The organism is Nocardioides ginsengisoli (assembly GCF_039537225.1).
Lineage (GTDB): Bacteria > Actinomycetota > Actinomycetes > Propionibacteriales > Nocardioidaceae > Nocardioides > Nocardioides ginsengisoli.
This window is the reverse complement of the sequence record NZ_BAABAC010000005.1, coordinates 76,496-95,693: the sequence shown is the minus strand read 5'-3', so window position 1 is coordinate 95,693 and position 19,198 is coordinate 76,496. Positions and strand designations below refer to the sequence as shown.

Annotated in this window: 17 protein-coding genes and 1 pseudogene; 10 read left to right on the top strand and 8 right to left on the bottom strand. The window is 72.7% G+C overall.

Annotation, left to right across the window (positions count from 1 at the left end):
* Positions 1 to 104: 104 nt before the first annotated feature.
* Together AB4880_RS02125 and AB4880_RS02120 are read right to left on the bottom strand one after the other, a co-directional pair.
* On the bottom strand, positions 105 to 521 hold the full coding sequence (locus tag AB4880_RS02125) for a hypothetical protein (protein WP_367917546.1): 417 nt from the start codon (positions 519 to 521) through the stop codon (positions 105 to 107).
* Positions 522 to 539: 18 nt separating this feature from the next.
* Positions 540 to 1,634: an endonuclease/exonuclease/phosphatase family protein gene (locus tag AB4880_RS02120; RefSeq protein ID WP_367917545.1), complete on the bottom strand. Its 1,095-nt coding sequence runs from the start codon at positions 1,632 to 1,634 to the stop codon at positions 540 to 542.
* Positions 1,635 to 1,864: 230 nt separating this feature from the next.
* Between AB4880_RS02120 and AB4880_RS02115 the strand changes: the two genes are divergently transcribed.
* Genes AB4880_RS02115 through AB4880_RS02100 form a run of 4 tightly spaced genes read left to right on the top strand, consistent with a single transcriptional unit; the run spans position 1,865 to position 5,278 of the window.
* The gene (locus tag AB4880_RS02115) at positions 1,865 to 3,124 is read left to right on the top strand and encodes a magnesium transporter MgtE N-terminal domain-containing protein (RefSeq protein ID WP_367917544.1); all 1,260 of its coding nucleotides are present in this window, start codon (positions 1,865 to 1,867) and stop codon (positions 3,122 to 3,124) included.
* Positions 3,121 to 3,678 carry a DUF1003 domain-containing protein gene (locus tag AB4880_RS02110; RefSeq protein WP_367917543.1) on the top strand — a complete coding sequence of 186 codons (558 nt, stop codon included), beginning with the start codon at positions 3,121 to 3,123 and terminating at the stop codon, positions 3,676 to 3,678. Before AB4880_RS02115 ends, AB4880_RS02110 begins: the two co-directional genes overlap by 4 nt.
* 50 nt (positions 3,679 to 3,728) lie before the next feature.
* Positions 3,729 to 4,874, top strand: a complete 1,146-nt coding sequence (locus tag AB4880_RS02105) for an Mrp/NBP35 family ATP-binding protein (protein WP_367917834.1) — start codon at positions 3,729 to 3,731, stop codon at positions 4,872 to 4,874.
* A 50-nt stretch (positions 4,875 to 4,924) separates the two neighbouring features.
* Complete coding sequence (locus tag AB4880_RS02100; protein ID WP_367917542.1) at positions 4,925 to 5,278, top strand: sec-independent translocase; 354 nt, start codon at positions 4,925 to 4,927, stop codon at positions 5,276 to 5,278.
* 212 nt (positions 5,279 to 5,490) lie between these two features.
* Here AB4880_RS02100 and AB4880_RS02095 read toward each other — a convergent pair.
* Positions 5,491 to 6,671, bottom strand: a pseudogene (locus AB4880_RS02095) (aldehyde dehydrogenase family protein); the annotation flags it as partial.
* A 403-nt stretch (positions 6,672 to 7,074) separates the two neighbouring features.
* On the opposite strand from AB4880_RS02095, the gene AB4880_RS02090 reads away from it, so the two are divergent.
* Entirely contained in the window at positions 7,075 to 7,275 is a 201-nt protein-coding gene (locus AB4880_RS02090) for a hypothetical protein (RefSeq protein ID WP_367917541.1), read from the top strand.
* Positions 7,276 to 7,332: 57 nt separating this feature from the next.
* Here AB4880_RS02090 and AB4880_RS02085 read toward each other — a convergent pair whose 3' ends face one another.
* Positions 7,333 to 7,869 (bottom strand): hypothetical protein, encoded by a 537-nt coding sequence (locus tag AB4880_RS02085; protein WP_367917540.1) that lies wholly within the window; start codon positions 7,867 to 7,869, stop codon positions 7,333 to 7,335.
* Positions 7,870 to 8,086: 217 nt separating this feature from the next.
* Between AB4880_RS02085 and AB4880_RS02080 the strand changes: the two genes are divergently transcribed.
* Genes AB4880_RS02080 through AB4880_RS02070 form a run of 3 tightly spaced genes read left to right on the top strand, consistent with a single transcriptional unit; the run spans position 8,087 to position 10,514 of the window.
* Positions 8,087 to 8,713, top strand: a complete 627-nt coding sequence (locus AB4880_RS02080; protein WP_367917539.1) for a LysM peptidoglycan-binding domain-containing protein — start codon at positions 8,087 to 8,089, stop codon at positions 8,711 to 8,713.
* An 18-nt stretch (positions 8,714 to 8,731) separates the two neighbouring features.
* On the top strand, positions 8,732 to 9,265 hold the full coding sequence (locus tag AB4880_RS02075; protein WP_367917538.1) for an Rv3235 family protein: 534 nt from the start codon (positions 8,732 to 8,734) through the stop codon (positions 9,263 to 9,265).
* Positions 9,266 to 9,311: 46 nt separating this feature from the next.
* The gene (locus AB4880_RS02070) at positions 9,312 to 10,514 is read left to right on the top strand and encodes an SGNH/GDSL hydrolase family protein (RefSeq protein ID WP_367917537.1); all 1,203 of its coding nucleotides are present in this window, start codon (positions 9,312 to 9,314) and stop codon (positions 10,512 to 10,514) included.
* Positions 10,515 to 10,669: 155 nt separating this feature from the next.
* Here the strand turns inward: AB4880_RS02070 and secA are convergent, their stop codons facing one another.
* The 3 genes from secA to folC are packed head-to-tail and all read right to left on the bottom strand — an operon-like array spanning position 10,670 to position 15,340.
* A complete protein-coding gene (gene secA, locus AB4880_RS02065; RefSeq protein ID WP_367917536.1) occupies positions 10,670 to 13,552 on the bottom strand; it encodes a preprotein translocase subunit SecA in 2,883 nt (960 codons plus the stop codon).
* A gap of 37 nt (positions 13,553 to 13,589) precedes the next feature.
* Complete coding sequence (locus AB4880_RS02060) at positions 13,590 to 13,991, bottom strand: DUF4233 domain-containing protein (RefSeq protein WP_367917535.1); 402 nt, start codon at positions 13,989 to 13,991, stop codon at positions 13,590 to 13,592.
* A complete protein-coding gene (gene folC / locus AB4880_RS02055; RefSeq protein WP_367917534.1) occupies positions 13,988 to 15,340 on the bottom strand; it encodes a bifunctional tetrahydrofolate synthase/dihydrofolate synthase in 1,353 nt (450 codons plus the stop codon). The genes AB4880_RS02060 and folC overlap by 4 nt, the downstream gene beginning before the upstream one ends.
* 100 nt (positions 15,341 to 15,440) lie before the next feature.
* Here folC and AB4880_RS02050 point away from each other — a divergent pair, with 100 nt between their 5' ends.
* On the top strand, positions 15,441 to 16,817 hold the full coding sequence (locus AB4880_RS02050; protein WP_367917533.1) for a peptidoglycan-binding domain-containing protein: 1,377 nt from the start codon (positions 15,441 to 15,443) through the stop codon (positions 16,815 to 16,817).
* Positions 16,787 to 18,313, top strand: a complete 1,527-nt coding sequence (locus AB4880_RS02045; protein WP_367917532.1) for a hypothetical protein — start codon at positions 16,787 to 16,789, stop codon at positions 18,311 to 18,313. Before AB4880_RS02050 ends, AB4880_RS02045 begins: the two co-directional genes overlap by 31 nt.
* Here the strand turns inward: AB4880_RS02045 and AB4880_RS02040 are convergent.
* The gene (locus tag AB4880_RS02040) at positions 18,292 to 19,197 is read right to left on the bottom strand and encodes an alpha/beta hydrolase (protein ID WP_367917531.1); all 906 of its coding nucleotides are present in this window, start codon (positions 19,195 to 19,197) and stop codon (positions 18,292 to 18,294) included. The two genes, AB4880_RS02045 and AB4880_RS02040, sit on opposite strands and share 22 nt — an antisense overlap.
* Position 19,198 lies beyond the last annotated feature (1 nt).

Below are 19,198 nucleotides of genomic sequence, written 5' to 3'. Positions count from 1 at the left end.
CGATGCCCCGGCGCAAAGCGAGCGAAATCCTAACTCACCGTGTCGCAGAAACTGGCAGTACCACGAGATCCGCGGATTCCGCGGTCCGTCGGGGCTTTGCGGGCTCAGCCGGTGCAGCTGGCGAGGAGGTCCATGTAGGCCTTGTTGTGCTCGCGGTCGGGCAGCGCCTTGATCACCTCGTGGCCGACGATCGCGTAGTACTGGTCGCCGTACTGGGCCAGGCGGCGGTTGAAGCAGCCCTTGAGGCTCTTGGAGACCTGGCCGTACTTGTCGACGCAGCCCTTGTAGGCCGACGGCAGCGCCTTGCCCTCGACCCACAGGCCCTCGCACTTCGGCAGCTGCGGCTTCGGCTTCGCGGTGGGCGACGGCGACGTCGTGGGGGGCGCGGACGACGCGGCGCTCGGCGTACCGCTGGTCTTGTCGCCGGCGGACGGATTGTCGTCGCCGCAGCCGGCGAGGGCGAGGGTGCAGGCCGTCGCCGCGACCAGGGCGCCGAGTCGGACGGTGAGGAGCGAAGCCATGGGCGCCACCTTAGGTGGTCAGGACTCCTTGTCGACGACCTTCGCGTCGGCGTAGACCATGTGGTGGTCGCTCATCCCGCCGGAGACGGTGGCACTGTCCTGGACGTAGCCGGAGAAGTCGACGCTGTCGGCGGTGCCGAAGATCCAGTCGATGCGCTGCGGCCCGCCGGGGACCTGGCAGCTGCCGCCGGCGCCGGAGCCGCCGTTGGCCGCGGTCATGCCGGCGCGGGTGGCGAACTTGCAGAAGACGGTGGTCTTCTCGTTGAGGTCGCCCATGAGTAGCACGGGGTGGCCGCTCGCGCGCAGCCGGTTGACCAGGTCGATCTGGATCTCGGCGGAGGCGTTGCGCTCTCCCTGCCGGCCCTGCGGCGAGTTGTGGGTGACGATCACCCAGAACTGGGCGCCGGTCTGCTTGTCGCGGAGCAGGACGTAGGGGATCGGGACGCTCGGGATGCCGTTGAAGGTGTGCGACGAGCCGCCGTTGTCGACCATCTCGAAGCGGTCGGTGCGCCACATGATCTGGACCCGGTAGCCGTCGCGGCCGAGCGCGTCCTGCGGCCACATCTGCATCGCGCCGAGGCTGTTGAGGAAGACCCCGCGCTGGTCGCGCTGGACCTCCTGCAGGCCGAGCAGCTGGACGCCGCGGTCGCGGATCAGCGCGGCCTCGCGACCGGCACGGCTGAGCCCGCCGCCGGCGTGGTTGCTGCCGAGGATGTTGAGCGTCGCGACCCGGAAGGTCGTCGAGGACGGCGTCGCGCGCCGGGTCAGCGCCTCGACCTTCTCGACGAGCGGGTTGACCGCGCGCTTGGGCTGCCGGCGGGTGGGCCGCTCCTGACGGCTGCCCTCCCCCACCTGACCGGCGCTCGGATCGGCGGACGCCGCGTCGGAGGGACCGTCGGTGGCGACGGCCGGGAGGTGCGAGCCGGCGGCTGCGGGCGTCGTCGCGGCGGACGACGCGGCGGCCACGTCGGCGCCGGTCGGCGTCACGGACGTGTCGACGAGGGTGCCGACCACGATCGCGGACAGCCCGGCGACGATGGCGAGGACGACGACCACGAGCTCGGTGCGCGAGATGGCGTGCTTGACCCGCGTGCGCCCGCGATGCTCAGTCATCCGGTGTTTTCCCTCCCGACGTCCCATCGGCAGGGGGACGGCTGATCGGAGCCATGGACTCTACCTTGCGCTCTGGGTCACACCAATCCGGCACCAGCGCGGCAGCGCGGCGGGAGGCGCCTCAGGCAGCTTGCTGCCCCCGACGTGCCGGAGACGCGCTCGCGCCCATGACCAACGCGGCGCCTCCACGATCCCCGGGACGGAGGGTCCGGACCGGTAGCGTTGGGGCCGTGAGCACCACCCCGACCCGCGTGTTCGCGGCCCGGCTCGTCGGTCTCCCGATCTTCGACCCCCAGGGCGATCAGGTCGGGAAGGTCCGCGACCTCGTGGTGACCATGCGCACGGAGGGCACCCAGCCGCGCGTGCTCGGGATGGTGGCGGAGGTGTTCGGCCGGCGCCGGATCTTCGTGCCGATGACGCGCGTGACCAATATCGACAGCGGCCACGTCTACACCACCGGTCTGCTCAACATGCGCCGCTTCGAGCAGCGCTCGACCGAGACGCTCGTCATCGGGCAGATGCTCGACCGGACCGTGACGATCAAGGACAGCGGCATCACCGGCACCGTCTACGACGTCGCGATGGAGCCCGCCCGCACCCGCGACTGGGTGCTGAGCCGGGTGGCCGTGCGCGAGCCCGCCAAGGGCTTCCGGCGCCGCGGCCAGTCCCACGTGGTCGAGTGGCGCGACGTGACCGGCCTGACCCGCACCGACGACCGGCAGGGCGCGACCCACCTGGTGGCGGCGCTCAACGAGATGCGACCCGCCGACGCGGCGAGCATCCTGCACGACCTGCCGCCCGATCGCCGTACGGCGGTCGCGCTGGCGCTCGACGACGAGCGGCTCGCCGACGTCCTCGAGGAACTGCCCGAGGACGACCAGGTCGAGATCCTCAAGGGCCTCGACTCCGAGCGCGCGGCCGACGTCCTCGAGGAGATGTCGCCCGACGACGCGGCCGACCTGGTCCGCGACCTGCCGCCGGAGACCGCCGAGATCCTGCTCGAGCTGATGGAGCCCGAGGAGGCCGAGGACGTGCGCCGCCTGATGTCGTACGTCGAGAACACCGCGGGCGCGATGATGACGTCCGAGCCGGTGATCCTCGGCCCCGACGCGACCATCGCCGACGCGCTGGCCCACGTCCGCAACCCCGACCTGACGCCCGCGCTGGCCGCGCTCGTCTATGTCTGCCGCCCACCGCTCGAGACGCCGACCGGCAAGCTGCTCGGCGTCGCCCACATCCAGCGGCTGCTGCGCGAGCCGCCGTCGACGCTGGTGGCGGGCGCGCTCGACGACTCGATGGAGTGGCTGCGGCCGGAGGCGACGATCGACGAGGTGGCCGCCCACCTGGCGACCTACAACCTGGTCGCCGCGCCCGTCGTCGACGAGGACCGCCGGCTCATCGGCGCGGTCACCGTCGACGACCTGCTCGACCACATGCTGCCGGCCAACTGGCGTGAGCGCGCCCGCGAGCGCGGGGCCGAGCAGCGATGAGCGACACCCGCCGCACCGCGGAGCGGCTCGACACGCCGCGCGAGGAGCGCCGCCAGCTGGTCCGGCGGCCGTCCTACAACGCCGACTCGTTCGGCGTCTTCGCCGAGCAGTTCGCGCGGTTCATGGGGACGGCGACCTTCCTCATCTACATGACGCTCTTCGTCGTCGGCTGGATCGCCTGGAACCTGGCGGCGCCGCAGAACCTGCGCTTCGACGACTACCCGTTCATCTTCCTGACCCTGATGCTGAGCCTGCAGGCGTCGTACGCCGCTCCCCTGATCCTGCTCGCGCAGAACCGTCAGGAGGCCCGCGACCGGGTCATCGCCGAGCAGGACCGACAGGCCGACGCGCGGGCACATGCCGACATGGAGTTCCTCGCCCGCGAGGTCGCGTCGCTGCGGATGGCGGTCGGCGAGGTCGCCACCCGCGACTTCCTGCGCTCCGAGCTGCGGTCGCTGCTGTCGGACCTCGACGAACGTGCCGAGGAGCGCGCCGACGGGCGTGGCCCGTCTCACGAGGACGGCGGCGACGAGGGCTCCCCAGGCACTGCCTAGACTTCTGGACTGTGAGCAGCACGCAGCAGTCCCCGTCCGTCGAGCAGGTCATGACCGCGCTCAGCAAGGTCAACGACCCCGAGATCAAGCGGCCCATCACCGAGCTCGGGATGGTCGACGGCGTGGACATCGCGGCGGGCGACGGCGGCTCGGTCGTCACCGTCAAGGCGCTGCTGACCGTGGCGGGCTGCCCGCTCAAGGACACGATCAACCGCGACGTCACCGCCGCCGTGGCCGCGCTGCCCGGCGTGACCGCGGTCAACGTCGAGCTCGGCGTGATGACGGCCGAGCAGCGCTCCGGCCTGCACGAGACGCTGCGGGGCGGCCAGGCGCAGCGCGAGATCCCGTTCGCGCAGCCGGGCTCGCTGACCAAGGTCTTCGCCATCGCCTCTGGCAAGGGCGGCGTCGGCAAGTCGTCGCTGACCGCCAACCTGGCGATCGCGCTGGCCCAGGCCGGCCGCAAGGTGGGCCTCGTCGACGCCGACATCTACGGCCACTCGATCCCCGCCATGCTCGGCGTCGCCGACGCGCGGCCCACCCAGGTCGACGACCTGATCATGCCCGTGCCCACGCCGTCCGGCGTCTCGGTGATCTCGATCGGCATGCTCAAGCCGCGCCGCGACCAGGTCGTCGCCTGGCGCGGGCCGATGCTCGACCGGGCGCTCGTCCAGATGCTCGCCGACGTCTACTGGGGCGACCTCGACGTCCTGCTCCTCGACCTGCCGCCGGGCACCGGCGACATCGCCATCTCGCTGGGCCAGCACCTGCCCGGCGCCGAGGTGGTCGTGGTGACCACCCCGCAGGAGGCCGCCGCCGAGGTCGCCGAGCGCGCCGGCACGATGGCCTCGATGATGCACCAGCGCGTGGTGGGCGTCGTCGAGAACATGAGCTACCTCCCCTGCCCCCACTGCGCGGCCGAGGGCAAGGAGCACCGGCTCGAGATCTTCGGCGCCGGCGGCGGCGAGCGCGTCGCGGCCACGCTGTCGCAGCGCTTCGGCTACGACGTCCCGCTGCTCGGCGACGTCCCGCTCGACGTGGCGCTCCGCGAGGGCGGCGACGCGGGCAAGCCGATCGTCGAGTCCGACCCGACCTCCCCGGCCGCCGTCGCGCTGCGCGAGGTCGCCGAGCGGCTCGGCGGACGCGGCCGCGGACTGGCCGGTATGCAGCTCGGCCTCACCCCGACCAGTAAGTTCTGACCCGCACCGCGCGCACGGGCACGGTCACGGGGTAGAGAGGGCGCTGACGGGTGTTCGGAATCGGCTTTCCTGAGCTGATCGTCATCGCGTTCCTCGCGGTGCTCGTCTTCGGCCCCGACAAGCTGCCCGACCTGGCCCGCCAGGCGGGCCGGTTCGTGCGCCAGCTGCGCTCGTTCGCCAACAACGCCCGCGACGAGCTGCGCTCCGAGCTCGGCCCCGAGTACGCCGACCTCGAGCTCACCGACCTCGACCCGCGGGCCCTGGTCCGCAAGCACATCGCCGAGGCGATGGCCGAGCTCGACGAGCTCGACGACGCGGTCCGCAACGCGGGCGAGGCCGACCGCCCGTCGTCGCTGCCGCTGGCGCCGGGCGAGCGCCCGCCGTACGACTTCGACGCGACCTGAGCCAGGGTCGCACCGCTCGGCCGGCGGGCGGCGCACCTAGAAGTAGATGTGGGCCGAGCGCTCCCGGGTGACGTCGTCCATGGCGCCCGGGCCGAGCTCGCGACCGAGTCCGCTGACGTCGTTGCCGCCCCACGGGATCGACGGATCGGGGGCACCCAGCCCATCCCGGCCTTCAGCGTCGGCACCAGGCGGTGGACCCGCGCGACGTCGGACGTCCACAGCGTCGCCGACAGCCCGTAGCGGGTGTCGTTGGCGAGGGCCACGGCCTCCTCCTCCGAGCGGAACGGGATGACGGTCGCGACCGGGCCGAAGATCTCCTCGCGGGCGATCGTCATGTCGTTGCGGCCCACGAAGACGGTCGGCTCGACGAAGAAGCCGTCGCGGTCGACGCGCCGTCCGCCGGTGACCAGCTCGGCGCCGTCCGCGCCTCCGGTCTCGATGTAGCCAGGATCCGGTGCAGCTGGGACTCGTTGACGATCGAGCCCTGCGTCGTCGCCTCGTCGAACGGATCGCCGATCACGCTCTGCCGGGCGATCTCGGCGATCCCGTCCACGACGCGGTCGAGCACCGACTCCTCCACGAGCACCCGGGTGCCTGCGGCGCAGACCTGGCCCTGGTGGAAGAAGTTGCCGGCCGCGATCAGGGGCAGCCTGTCGTCGAGGTCGGCGTCGGCGAAGACCAGCTGCGGGTTCTTGCCGCCAAGCTCGAGCACCAGCCGGCGGAACCTGTCGCCGGCGATGGTCGGCAGGCTGCGGCCGACCTCGGGACTGCCGGTGAAGCTCAGCACATCGAGTCCGGGATGCTCCGCCAGCGCGCGACCGGTGCGCTCGCCGGTGCCCGGCACCACGTTGATCACGCCGTCGGGGACGCCGGCCTCCCGCGCCAGGTCGGCGAGCATGAGCACGAAGAGCGCGGCGTCCTCGGCAGGCTTGACGACGACCGAGCAGCCGACCGCGAGCGCGGGAGCCAGCTTCCACGCCGCGATCAGGAGCGGGTTGTTCCAGGGCAGGATCGCCCCGACGACGCCGACCGGCTCGCGCACCGTGTAGCCGAACCGCTGATAGGTGCCGAAGTCGGGAAGCTGCGCGGTGTGGCCGTAGACCTTGTCGCTGAGACCCGCGTAGTAGCGCCAGGACTCCACGGACGCGGGCACGTCGCCGCCGAGGCCGAGCGCAGAGAGCTTGCCCATCTCGGTCGTCTCCAGGGTCGCCGGCGTCGTGGCATGGGCCTCGACGAGATCGGCCAGCCGGTGCAGGACCAGGCCGCGTCGGGCACCCGTCATTCCTCGCCATCGGCAATCGTCGAAGGCCCGACGCGCGGCGGCGACGGCGCGATCGACGTCGGGCGGCCGACCCGTCGGCGATCTCGCACACGACGTCTCCGGTCGCGGGATTCAGCCAGAGACAGGCCTGGTCGGCGATCGGCTCGGTCACGCCATCGATGCGCGCTCCGGCGCGGGGATCGTCAGTTCACGGTGCTGCGATGTCATCTCATCTCCTTGTCACGGCAGGTCGCCGGCGACGGCCTGCGGTCAGAACAGTCACGGCTGATCCGAGCGCGAGCCCGAGCAGCACCGGACGTGCGCCGGCCCACTCCCCCACGCCCCACGGCAGGTCCAGCGGTACGGCGAACCGGCCGGGGCCGGCCACCGTCGTCTGGTGAGCAGCAGGACGCCGCCCACCAGCTCCGAGACGGCCGCCACGGCCGCCATGAGGAGGACCGGGCGCAAGCCCACCGTCGCGAAGGAGGAGCCCGCTGCGCGAGGCGGAGCACGACGCCCCCAGGGGCGGAGCCGAGTGGCTGAGGTGCTGACCGACGACGTGTCGTCCGTCGTCGAGCGGGCGTCCGACCTCGCCTACGTCAAGGAGCGGCTCGCCGTGCACGCCGAGCTGCTCGACGCGGTGGCATCCCGCGAGGAGGCGCGGGCCCGCGAGGCGGCCGAGGCGCACCGGTTCATGCGGCACACCAACGAGGACGCCGCGCACGCCGGGACCTGACAGCGAGCGACGCCGTTCACCTCGCCCGGGCTGGCGACCTCGGAGTCGCCGGGGGCATCACGCCCGCGACTGGGCGGCCGCGAGCGCGGTGAAGGCGACCAGGACGGTGCGCCGCTCCTCACCGGTGCTGAGCTCGCAGAAGTCGGAACCGACCCGGCGCAGGTCACCCTCGTGGCGGCTGCCGTCGCGCAGGTGCAGCACGCAGCGCTCCCCCGCCTCGGAGATCCGCCGCAACGCCGAGCCGAGCCCGAGCCGGGTCAGCGGCGACCACGCCACCTCCGGCACCGACCGGACCGACGCGCCCTCGACCGTCGTCACCGCGTCGGCGTTGATCACCCAGTCGTGCTTGCGCGCCGCGACCAGCAGCCACCCGGCGGCGACCCGCTCGACCGTGCCCGTGACCGGCCCGATGCCGACGACGCCGACCGTGGCCGTCGTACCGACGGTGGCCATCAGGCGCCCCGCCAGCGAGACCTGCCGATACTCGGCCCGGCTGCGGTCGGCCACCTCGGCGTCGCGCTCCGTCGCATGGAGGGCGCTCGCCTGGTCCTCGAGGTCGTCGAAGAGCGCGAACAGCTCGTCCTCCCAACCCATGGAGCCAGCCTTGCACGGACGGTCGTCTCGACCGCAGTCGGCGCGTACTCGGCGGGCCGGCGTCACCCGGCGAGCCCCAGCAGCCCCATCTGTCACGACTTTGGCCGGATCCGGCAACGAATGCGCCCGCCGGCCCGGCGCCGCGGCCCGAGTGGGTTGAGGAGCACGCCAAACCGCCGCAGCCTGTGGCAAACGCAAGCAAACGCAAGGTCAGGCGATGAACATCCTCCGATTCCGTGCCGCCGGGGTCTGGTCCGCGGTCACCGCCGGCACCCTCGCCGTCGCGATGGCCGGGGTGCCGGAGGTGATGCTGCTGGCGCAGGCGCCGGGGCCGGGGTTCGCCGAGCTCCTCACCCAGTGCTGTACGGCGGCCGCGCTGGTCGCCTCGGTCGCGCTCTGGCTGACGGCGACCGAGGTGGCCTGGCGCGTGCTCCGGTCGGGGCGCGAGGCAGGCAGGGAGGCTGGCAGGGAGCCGGGACGGGGGCGGGCGCGGACGATCGGTCCGGTCCGGCGCCTGCTCCTGGCCGCGTGCGGGGTGGGGGTCCTCGCCGCGGCCACCCCGGCGCACGCCGGCCCGCCGCACCCACCGGCGCCGCCCCCGACCAGCCTCGCCGGCCTCCCCCTACCCGACCGTCCCGTCGACGGCCCGAGCCCCGCCACCACGATCCGCGTCCGACCGGGCGACACGCTCTGGGCGATCGCCACCCGCGCACTCGGGCCGGGTGCGTCGGGCGCCGACGTGACGACGTACTGGCGGCGGATCCATGCGCGCAACGCCGCCGTCATCGGCGCCGACCCCGACCTGATCCACCCCGGGCAGACCCTGCGCCTCCCCGAGCCGTGATCCCCCTGAGAGGAACCCATGCCCGCTCCCGCCCCAGCCCCGTCAGCCGCGCCCCGCGCCGGTCGCCAGCGCATCCCGGTCGCGTCGACCCAGGGCACGCTCGCCCTGGCGCTGCTCCCCCGGCAGTCCCCACCCGACACCGAGACGCCACGGCCGCCGGCACGGAGCAGGCCGGGTGCGGTCGTCGTACCGATCGACCGGCGGCTGCGCCGCACCATCGAGCTGTGGACGGCGCGGTTCGTCCAGGCGGCGGTCGAGATCGTCGGCGGCGACCGCCCGGTGTCGCAGCTGGTGCGCTGGACCGCCCGCGACGTCTACGCCGACCTCCACCGCCGCGCCCTCCTCGTCGCGCGCGCCGGCGGTCACCATGCCGGGCTCGCACGGGTGCAGCCGGTCCGGCCGCTGGTGCGGAGCGTGCATGCGTGCTTCATCAGCGACACGGTCGTCGAGTGCGGCGTCCACGTCCGCCACGGCGCCCGCTCGCGCGCGGTCGCGGCGCGCTTCGAGCGGATCGGGCAGCGCTGGATCTGCACCGCCCTCGACTTCTCCTGAAACCTGAGGCCTGTTCAGATGTGACCTGAGTCACTAGCGTGCCGCCATGCTCCGAACCCTCGCGGCCACCCTGGCCACCCTCACCGCAGCCGCCGTCGCGCCGCTGACCGCCGCCGCCCCCGCCCGCGCCGACGGCCCCGGCGTCGGCGGCCCCTGGGTCGTCTCGGTCGGCGACTCCTACATCTCCGGGGAGGCGGGCCGCTGGGCCGGATCCTCCAACGACAGCGCGGCGCGCGCCGACGCGCTCGGCGGCACGGCGTACTTCGACAACGCCGCCAACACCGCCGAGACCATCGACCGCTGCCACCGCTCCAAGAGCGCTGAGATCCACATCGGCGGTGGCGTGAGCAGCCTCAACCTGGCGTGCTCGGGCGCCAAGACCACGACCGCCACCGGCAGCCCGTTCAAGCCGGGCCTCGACTTCTACAGCGGCAGCGAGGGCGTCGGCCAGGCGCGGGCGCTGCAGACCTTCGCCGGCACCCACAACGTGCGGATGGTCGTGGTCTCCATCGGCGGCAACGACTTCAACTTCGCCGGCATCGTGCAGCAGTGCGTCCAGGACTTCCTGGCCTCGCCGTCGTGGTGGAAGGACTACTGCGCCGACGACAGCAGCGTCACGTCCAACTTCACCACCGCCAACGTCAACGCCGTACGCACCCGGATCGCGACCGCGCTGACCAATCTCCGCACCGCGATGCGCAACGCCGGCTACGCCGACGGCCAGTGGACGATGCTCGTCCAGACCTACCCGTCGCCGCTGCCGGGCGGCGCGGGCTTCCGCTACAGCCAGAGCGGCTACACCCGGCAGAGCACCGGCGGCTGCGGCTTCTGGAGCTCCGACGCCGACTGGGCCAACAACACCGCGCTGCCGACCATCAACAACACGGTCACCGGCGCCATCGGCCAGGCCGGGATCACCAACGCCCAGGTCCTCGACCTCGCCAGCACGTTCAACGGCCGCCGCCTGTGCGAGTCCGGTGTCGGACTCTACGAGGAGGTCGGCCTGGCCAACTGGACCAGCGCCGGCGCCGTCGACCGCACCGAGTGGGTCAACCAGATCCGCACCGTCACCACCGCCGGCAGCAGCCCCTACTACATCCAGGAGTCGCTGCACCCCAACTACTGGGGCCAGCTCGCCGTCCGCTCCTGCGTGCGCCAGGCCTACAACGGCGGTACGCCGCGCGGCGGTGCCTGCGTCCGCACCGGCACCGGCCTGCTCGGCGGCGAGCCCCGCATGACCCTCCAATAGCCGACCCGGCAGAAAACAGCTCCAAGAACGCGTTGACCCGGCAGAAACTTTCTGCCGGGTCAGCGCGATTTCCACGCACTTTCGCGCCGGGTCGGCGGAAATTGCGGGCTAGTTTGTGCCGGGTCGGCGGAGGTTGCGAGCTCTTTTGTGCCGGGTCAGCCGTTGACGCGGGCGGAGTGGCCGCTGGGGCCACCCGGCGCGCCGTGGCAGCGCTTGTACTTCTTGCCCGAGCCACAGGGGCACAGGGCGTTGCGGCCGATCTCGGAGAACTCGTCGTCGGCGTTGGACGCCGAACCGCTGCCGCGGACCTCCTGGTGCCCGGTCTCGTCGGGTGCCGAGTAGGTGAGCTGCTGCGGCGCCCGGGGCGCGTCGAGGCCCTTGGCGGTGACCTTCGGCGAGACCGCCTTGAGCTCGGCCGAGATGGCGGCGAGGTCGAGCTCGCCGCCGGCGGCCAGGTCGACCGGCGGCTCGGCGAAGGCGCCCTCGTGCATCGGACCGGCGTGCATCGAGCCGTCGGCGTGGTAGTGGACCTCTTCCTCCTCCTCGACCTGGACCTCCAGGTTGAAGAGGAAGCCGACCGTCTCCTCCTTGATGCCGTCCATCATCGCGGCGAACATGTCGAAGCCCTCACGCTGGTACTCGACCAGCGGGTCGCGCTGCGAGTAGGCACGCAGGTAGATGCCCTCGCGCAGGTAGTCCATCTCGTAGAGGTGCTCGCGCCACTTGCGGTCGAGCACCGACAGGAGCACGCGGCGCTCGAGCTCGCGGGCGACCTCCTCGCCGACCTCCTCCTCGCGGCGGTCGTAGGCGGCGTGCGCGTCGGCCTTGAGTACGTCGACCAGGTGGGCCTTCTCGAGGGCGGCCTGTGAGCCGGCCTCCTCGACCAGGTCCTTCCAGGACACCGAGACCGGCCAGAACTGCTTGAGGTCGGTCCAGAGCTGCTCGAGGTCCCACTCCTCGGCGAACTCGTCGAGCGCGCCGTTGACGTAGCCGGTGACGACGTCGTCGATGAAGGTTCGGATCTGCTCCTCGAGATCGACGCCCTCGAGCACCTCGCGGCGCTCGCCGTAGATCACCTTGCGCTGGCGGTCCATGACGTCGTCGTACTTGAGGACGTTCTTGCGGGACTCGAAGTTCTGCGACTCGACCTGGCCCTGGGCGTTGGCGATCGCGTTGGTGACCCGCTTGTTCTCGATCGGGACGTCGTCGGGGATCTTCAGCAGCAGCAGGACACGGTCGACCCAGTCGGACTTGAACAGCCGCATCAGCTCGTCCTGGAGGGACAGGTAGAAACGGCTCTCGCCCGGGTCGCCCTGACGGCCGGAGCGACCGCGGAGCTGGTTGTCGATGCGGCGCGACTCGTGGCGCTCGGTGCCGATGACGTAGAGGCCGCCGAGCTCCTTGACCTCGTTGTGCTCGTCCTCGACCTGCTTCTTGATCCGCTCGACCATCGCGGGCCAGGCGGCGTCGTAGTCCTCGGCCGTCTCGCCGCCGGGCTCGAGGCCCTGCTTGCGCAGCTCGGCGTCGGCGAGGAACTCGACCGAGCCGCCGAGCATGATGTCGGTGCCTCGACCGGCCATGTTGGTGGCGACCGTGACCGCGCCCTTGTGGCCGGCGAGGGCGACGATCTTCGCCTCCTCGGCGTGGACCTTCGCGTTGAGCACGCTGTGCGCGACGCCGCGCTTGGTCAGCTGCTGGTGGAGGTACTCGGACTTCTCGACCGAGACGGTGCCGACCAGGACCGGCTGGCCCTTCTCGTGGCGCTCGACGATGTCGTCGACGACGGCGTCGTACTTCGCCTCCTCGGTGCGGTAGACCAGGTCGGGCTGGTCCTTGCGCAGCAGCGGCTTGTTGGTCGGAATCGGGACGACGCCGAGCTTGTAGATCTTGTCGAACTCGGACGCCTCGGTGAGGGCCGTGCCAGTCATGCCGGAGAGCTTCTCGTAGAGGCGGAAGTAGTTCTGCAGGGTGACGGTGGCGAGGGTCTGGTACTCCTCGCGGACCTTCACGCCCTCCTTGGCCTCGATGGCCTGGTGGAGACCGTCGTTGTAGCGGCGTCCGGCCAGCATGCGGCCGGTGTGCTCGTCGACGATGAGCACCTCGCCCTCCATGACGACGTACTCCTTGTCGTTGCGGAACAGCTCCTTGGCCTTGATGGAGTTGTGCAGGAACGAGATGAGCGGAGTGTTGGCCGACTCGTAGAGGTTGTCGATGCCGAGGTGGTCCTCGACCTTGGTGATGCCGTCCTCGAGGACCGAGATGGTGCGCTTCTTCTCGTCGACCTCGTAGTCGACGTCCTTGGTCAGCTTCTGGGCGATCTTGGCGAACTCGCCGTACCACTTGACCTCGTCCTGGGTCGGACCACTGATGATGAGCGGGGTCCGCGCCTCGTCGATGAGGATCGAGTCGACCTCGTCGACGATGGCGAAGTTGTGGCCGCGCTGCACGCACTCCTCGAGCGAGGAGGCCATGTTGTCGCGCAGGTAGTCGAAGCCGAGCTCGTTGTTGGTGCCGTAGGTGATGTCGCAGGCGTAGGCCTCGCGCCGCTCGTCGGGGCGCATGCTCGGCAGGATCACGCCGACGGTGAGACCCAGGAAGTGGTGGATCCGGCCCATCATCTCGGACTGGAACTTCGCCAGGTAGTCGTTGACCGTGACGACGTGGACGCCCTTGCCCTCGAGGGCGTTGAGGTAGGCCGGCAGCGTCGAGACCAGGGTCTTGCCCTCACCGGTCTTCATCTCGGCGATATTGCCGAGGTGCAGCGCCGCGCCGCCCATGATCTGGACGTCGAAGTGGCGCTGGCCGATGACCCGGCGGGCGGCCTCGCGGACGGTCGCGAAGGCCTCGGGCATGAGGTCGTCGAGATCCTCGCCGTCGGCCAGGCGCTTGCGGAACTCGTCGGTCATGCCGCGCAGCTCGTCGTCCGACATCGCCTTGAAGTCGTCCTCGATGGCGTTGACGGCCTTGGCGATCCCCTCGAGCTGTCGGAGGATCTTGCCCTCTCCGATGCGGAGGAGCTTGTCGATGATCACTGGCACGCGGCCACTCTACCGAGCGGTCACGAACCGGCGGAGTTCACGCCGCCGGGTCGCTCCGGTCGTACGCCGCGAAGGCCTCGGCCCGCTCGCGCTCGATCTTGCGCCCGAGGCCGTAGGCGGTGCCCCAGAGGAGGGCGAAGATCCCGCCGACCACGAACATCAGCGGCGCGAGGAAGCCGAGCGCGACGGCGCCGACCTGCAGCGCATGACCGAGGTAGTAGCCGGACTCGCGGCGCAGCATCCCCGCGACGAGCACGCACAGCACGGCCAGGCCGAGGCCGAGCGGCAGCGCGACGGCGGGCCGGATGTCGGAGATCGCGATCAGCACCGGGGTCGACAGGCCGACCGCGATCGCCTCGAGCGTCAGGACGGCGGCGCACATGCCGCGGCGCGGCGACTTCTGCCGCTCGGCGCTGCTCGGGTCGCTGGCGTCGCTCACTTGCGGCCTCCCAGCAGGACCCGGGCCTCGCCCACGGTGACGACCGACCCGGTCACGAGTACGGCGCCCGAGCTGAGCGCGTCGCGGCCCTCCTGCTCGGCGAGCGCGGCCGCCGCGTCGATGGCGTCAGCGAGGAGCGGTACGACGGTGACCCGGTCGTCACCGAAGACCTCGCGCGCCACGACGGCGAGCTCGTCGGCGGGCAGCGCGCGGGAGGTGGAGTTCTGGGTGACGACGACGTGGGCGAGGTGCGGCTCGAAGGCGGCCAGCAGCCCCTCGGCGTCCTTGTCGCCCATCACGCCGATGACGCCGATGAGCGGGTCGAACTGGAAGGAGTCGTCGAGCGCGTCCGCGGTGGCCTCGGCGCCGTGCGGGTTGTGGGCGGCGTCGAGCACGATGGTGGGGCTGCGGCGGACCACCTCGAGCCGGCCCGGCGAGCTGACCTCGGCGAACGCGCCGCGGACGATGTCGTCGCCCAGGGGCTCGTCTCCCCCGACGAACGCCTCGACGGCGGCGAGCGCGGCGACGGCGTTCTGCGCCTGGTGGGCGCCGTAGAGCGGGAGGAAGAGCTCGTCGTAGCGACCGCGCAGGCCCTGCAGGGTGAGGACCTGGCCACCGACCGCGGCGGCCCGGCTCACGACGCCGAACTCGAGCCCCTCGCGGGCCACGGTCGCGCCCACCTCGGCCGCCCGCTCGAGCAGGACGGCGGCGACGTCGGCCGTCTGCTGGGCGAGGATCGCGGTGGCGCCGGGCTTGATGATGCCGGCCTTCTCGCGGGCGATCTCGACGGCCGTGCCGCCGAGATAGTTGGCGTGGTCGACGGCGATCGGGGTGATCACCGCGACGTCGGCGTCGATGACATTGGTGGCGTCCCACGAGCCGCCCATGCCGACCTCGACCACGGCGACGTCGACGGGCGCGTCGGCGAAGGCGGCGTAGGCCATGCCGACGACGGTCTCGAAGAAGCTGAGCGGGTGGGCCTCGGCCTGGTCGACCAGGTGCGTGTAGGGCGCGATGTCGTTGAACGCCCGGACGAACGCCTCGTCGTCGAGCGGCTCGCCGTCGATGCTGATCCGCTCGCTCATCTTCTCGACGTGCGGGCTGGTGAACCGGCCGGTGCGCAGCTCGAGCGCGCGCAGCAGGGCGTCGATCATCCGCGAGGTCGAGGTCTTGCCGTTGGTGCCGGTGAGGTGGATCGACCGGAAGGCGTGCTGCGGGTCGCCGAGGAGCTCGGTGAAGGCGCGGATCCGGTCGAGTGACGGCTCGAGCCGGGTCTCGGGCCACCGGGACAGGAGGGCGTCCTCCGCCTCGGCGAAGGTCTCTGCGGGGCGCGCGACAGGCTCGTTCATGGCGCCTCGGAGTCTACGGAGTCGCGCGCCGCGCGGAGAAACGGGCGTCGGCCCGCGGGAAGGGCTCCCACGGAACCCGCGGGACTGCCACACTTCCCCCGTGGCTGTTCACGACGAGCTCGCCGACCTCGCCCGCTCGGCCGGTGGCCAGGTCTTCGAGGACGCCGACTCCTTCCGCGCCGCCGTCGACGACTTCGTCCCCGAGGGCAGCATCACGACCGGAGAGCTGAACCTCCTCGTCGACGCGATCAGGCTGCGCGCTCTCGGCCGGCTGGTCGAGATGCTCGACCGCGACGCGGACGTCGGCGCGGCCATCGACGCCGCCGGCGACCAACTCGCGCGCGACCGCGGCACGTCCGAGACCGGCGGCGCGCGATGGGCGCTCGCAACGCTGGGCTATGCCCTGGGGCGGGTCGACGAGGCCCAGGTCCGGGCGCGGCACGCGGAGATGACCTCCGCCGGCACGGTCCCGACGCCGCCGAGCGTGCCGATCGCGGAGCCTGCTCCGGAGCCCGCTCCGACGCCCGCACCGGCGCCCGTGCCCGTGCCGATGCCGGCGACCCAGGCGCCGCCCGCACCCGCTCCGGCCACCACGCCGCTCGCACCGCCGCCTCCCCCGCCGCCGACGCCCGCACCGACCTCGGCACCGGGGCCGGCCGAGCGCTCCGGACGCGGCCGGCTGGTCGTCGTCGGCGCGGTCCTCGTCGCCCTGCTCGCGGCCGGGGTCGGCGTGGGCGTCCTGCTCGGCAACCGCGGCGGCGACGGCGGCGCCAAGGCGTCCGACCGCACCTCGACGCAGACCACCGACGACACCCCGAGCGCGCCGACCACCGACGCCACCACCCCGACCTCGCCCGCGACGGCCGACGACGGCACGGCCGCGCCCGACCCGCTCGGCGTCGGCTACCCGCAGCGCAACCTGGCGTGCGACAGCGGCTATATCGTCGTCCTCACCTCGGTGGAGGGCGCCAGCCCGGCGACGACCGTCCAGGACGCGCTCGACCGGTTCCCGCGGGCCACCGGCCGCGCCTACCTCGACCCCGCGCGCTCCTGCCGCAACCTCAGCCACCTGACCAACAAGGTCAACCTCGCCCGCGTCCCGTACGTCGGCCCCTACCCCGACGCCGTCTCCGCCTGCGAGGCGCGGATGGCCGTGGCCGACACGACGACGTACGTCATCGGGGTCGCGGCCGACGCCACCGCGGCGACCTACTGCGCCTGCTCGTACGACGACGCCGCGCTGCCCACGCTCAACAGCACCGACGACTCGGCGCCGCAGGGCGACGACCGGTTCTGGACGCTCGAGCTGCAGTACATGCTCTACGAGGCCGGCTACAACCCGCGCAAGCTCGTCCCCGGCAAGTACGGCGCGCAGACCACCGGCTTCGTGTCGGCACTGCAGGGCGACGCCGGGCTCGACCGCACCGGCGCGATGGACGCGGCGACGTGGCAGGCGCTGAAGTCCCGGGTCTGCTAGGCCGTCGCGCGCTGCTCGCCGCCGTCGCGGCCGGGATGACGGCGGCCGCGTGCGACGACCGGTCCGCCGCGCCCTCGCGGTCGACGCCCGACCCCACGCCGGCGCCCAGCCCGAGCGCGAGCCCGAGCGCGACCGCCGTGCAGCCCCGCCACTCGCTGTTGGAGACGTCCTTCCGCGAGATCGCCCGCTTCCACCCGATCCAGGTGGTCGCGCCGGGCTTCGTCCTCGCCTCGGCCAGCCGGGTCGGCACCCGCGAGGAGCACCACCCGGCACACCTCCCCGCCCCCTTCCTCGGCGTCGAGGTCGACGTCGCGCCCGGCACCGGGACGGTCACCGCCGGCCTCGCCGACGCGGCCGGTACGACGGCGCTGCGCGCCCGGCTCGACCTCGATGCGGGCACGGTCGCGCTCGAGCTCGTCGTCGAGGGCCGCTCGACGATCCTCGCCACGGGCCGGCCGCGGCTGCCCGGCGGCGCGCTCACGCTCGGCCTCGCGGTGTGCGAGAACCGGGCCACGGTCCTGGTCCGCCCGCGCGGCGGCGGCTGGCGGGCGCTGCTGAGCAGCCACGATCCGATTGCCGCTCGGCTCGACCTCCGCGTCCCCGCGACGCTCGCGCGCCTCGGGTTCGCGTGGGGCGGGCGCGCCGCCCGCGCCGCCCGCGGCGGGCTGTTCGGGATGACCGGGCTGCGCGACCCGCACCTGGTGCAGCACGCCGACGGCACGCCGTACGTCGAGGGTGGCCGGGTCTTCCTGACCTGGACCTGCGCCGGCGCCGGCGACTTCACCCAGGCCCACTGGGGCGTCTTCGCGCTCGACCCCGACCGGCCGACCGCGCTGGAGCAGGTCGCCCAGCTCTACGTACGACGAGACGGCCTGCTGCTCGGGGACCACGCCGGCCAGCTGGTCCGCGACGGCGACCGCTGGCTGGTCGCGAACACCTCGTGGGGCGACTTCGACGGCTCCGGCGTGCACGTCCGCCACACGACGAGCGACGCCGACCTGCTGCACGGCGTCCACGTGCTCGCCACTGAGCCGGCGGCGCTGGCCACCGACCTCTCGACCTGGGACCCGTCCTTCACCCGGATCGACGGCGCCTGGAGCGTCGCCTACGTCGAGAGCCCCTCGCAGTCGCCGTTCGACTTCCACCCGGCGCTGGCCCGCACCACCGGCCCCGACCCCTTCGAGGGCCTGGCGAAGGTGGGCGCCGACCTCACCCGGCACCAGACCGAGGGGCCGCTGCTGGTCCACGACCGCGACCGCTGGCTGGTGCTGGCGAGCGACGGCGACGCCCGGCAGTACGTCGCCTACGACCTGGCGATGCGGCGGGTCGGCCGGATCGACGCGCCCTACGGCAGCAACATCCCGCACCCGCAGGCGATCCTGCGTCCCGACGGCCGCTGGATCGTCGTCACCTTCGACGCGACCAACCCCTTCTCCGCCGTCCTGGGCTACGGCGGCCACGGCGACGTGGTCGTCTACGCCGAGGGGGTGCCCTGACGCCGAGCCTTCACCAGTCGCAGCCACCCGGCGACCTGCGCCATCAGCGGCGCGGCCGCGTCGAAGACCGACGCGTGCCGCCAGAAGCCGTGCACCTGGCCGAGATAGCGGGTCGCCACCACGTCGACGCCGGCCTCCGCGAGCAGCAGCGCGAGATGCTCGCCCTCGTCGCGGAGCGGGTCGTGCTCGGCGGTCGCGATCAGCGTCGGCGGCAGCGTGCCGAGGTCCGGCGAGAGCAGGGGCGCGAGGTCGGGGTCGGTGAGGTCGGCGGGCGTGGCGGCGTACTGCTGCCAGTACCAGGCGGCCTCGCTCGGCTCGAAGCCGTCGGCCGCGGTCCGGTAGGAGTCGAAGGACGCGGTCGGGTCGAGGAAGGGGTAGACCAATGCGACGCCGGCGAACCGGCCCGGGTGACGCAGCGCGGTGACCAGCGCGAGGTTGCCGCCGGCACTGTCGCCGTGGCTGAACGTCGGCAGCCCGGCCAGCTCGGGCTGCTCTGCCAGCCACGCGAGCGCGGCGCTCATGTCGTCCGGTGCGGCCGGGAAGCGGTGCTCGGGCGGGCGCCGGTAGTCGACGCTGAGCACCGCGGCGCGGGCGAGGTCGGCGAAGCGCCGGACGGCGGCGTCGTGCACCTCGACGTCGTTGAACACGAACCCGCCGCCGTGCGCGTGCAGCACCACGACGTCGTAGCCCTCGGGCAGGTAGAGCCGCGCGGGCACGCCGCCCGCGTCGACGTCCCGGACCTCGGCGAGGGGCACCCGCGGCTCGTCGCGGACGGCGGCGCGCGCGGCCTCGCGAGCCGCGGCGATGTCGTAGGCGGGATCGGTCACGGGCAGCTCGCCCGCGGAGTTCGCGATCGCCCTGCGGGCCTGGGGGTGGAGTGCCATG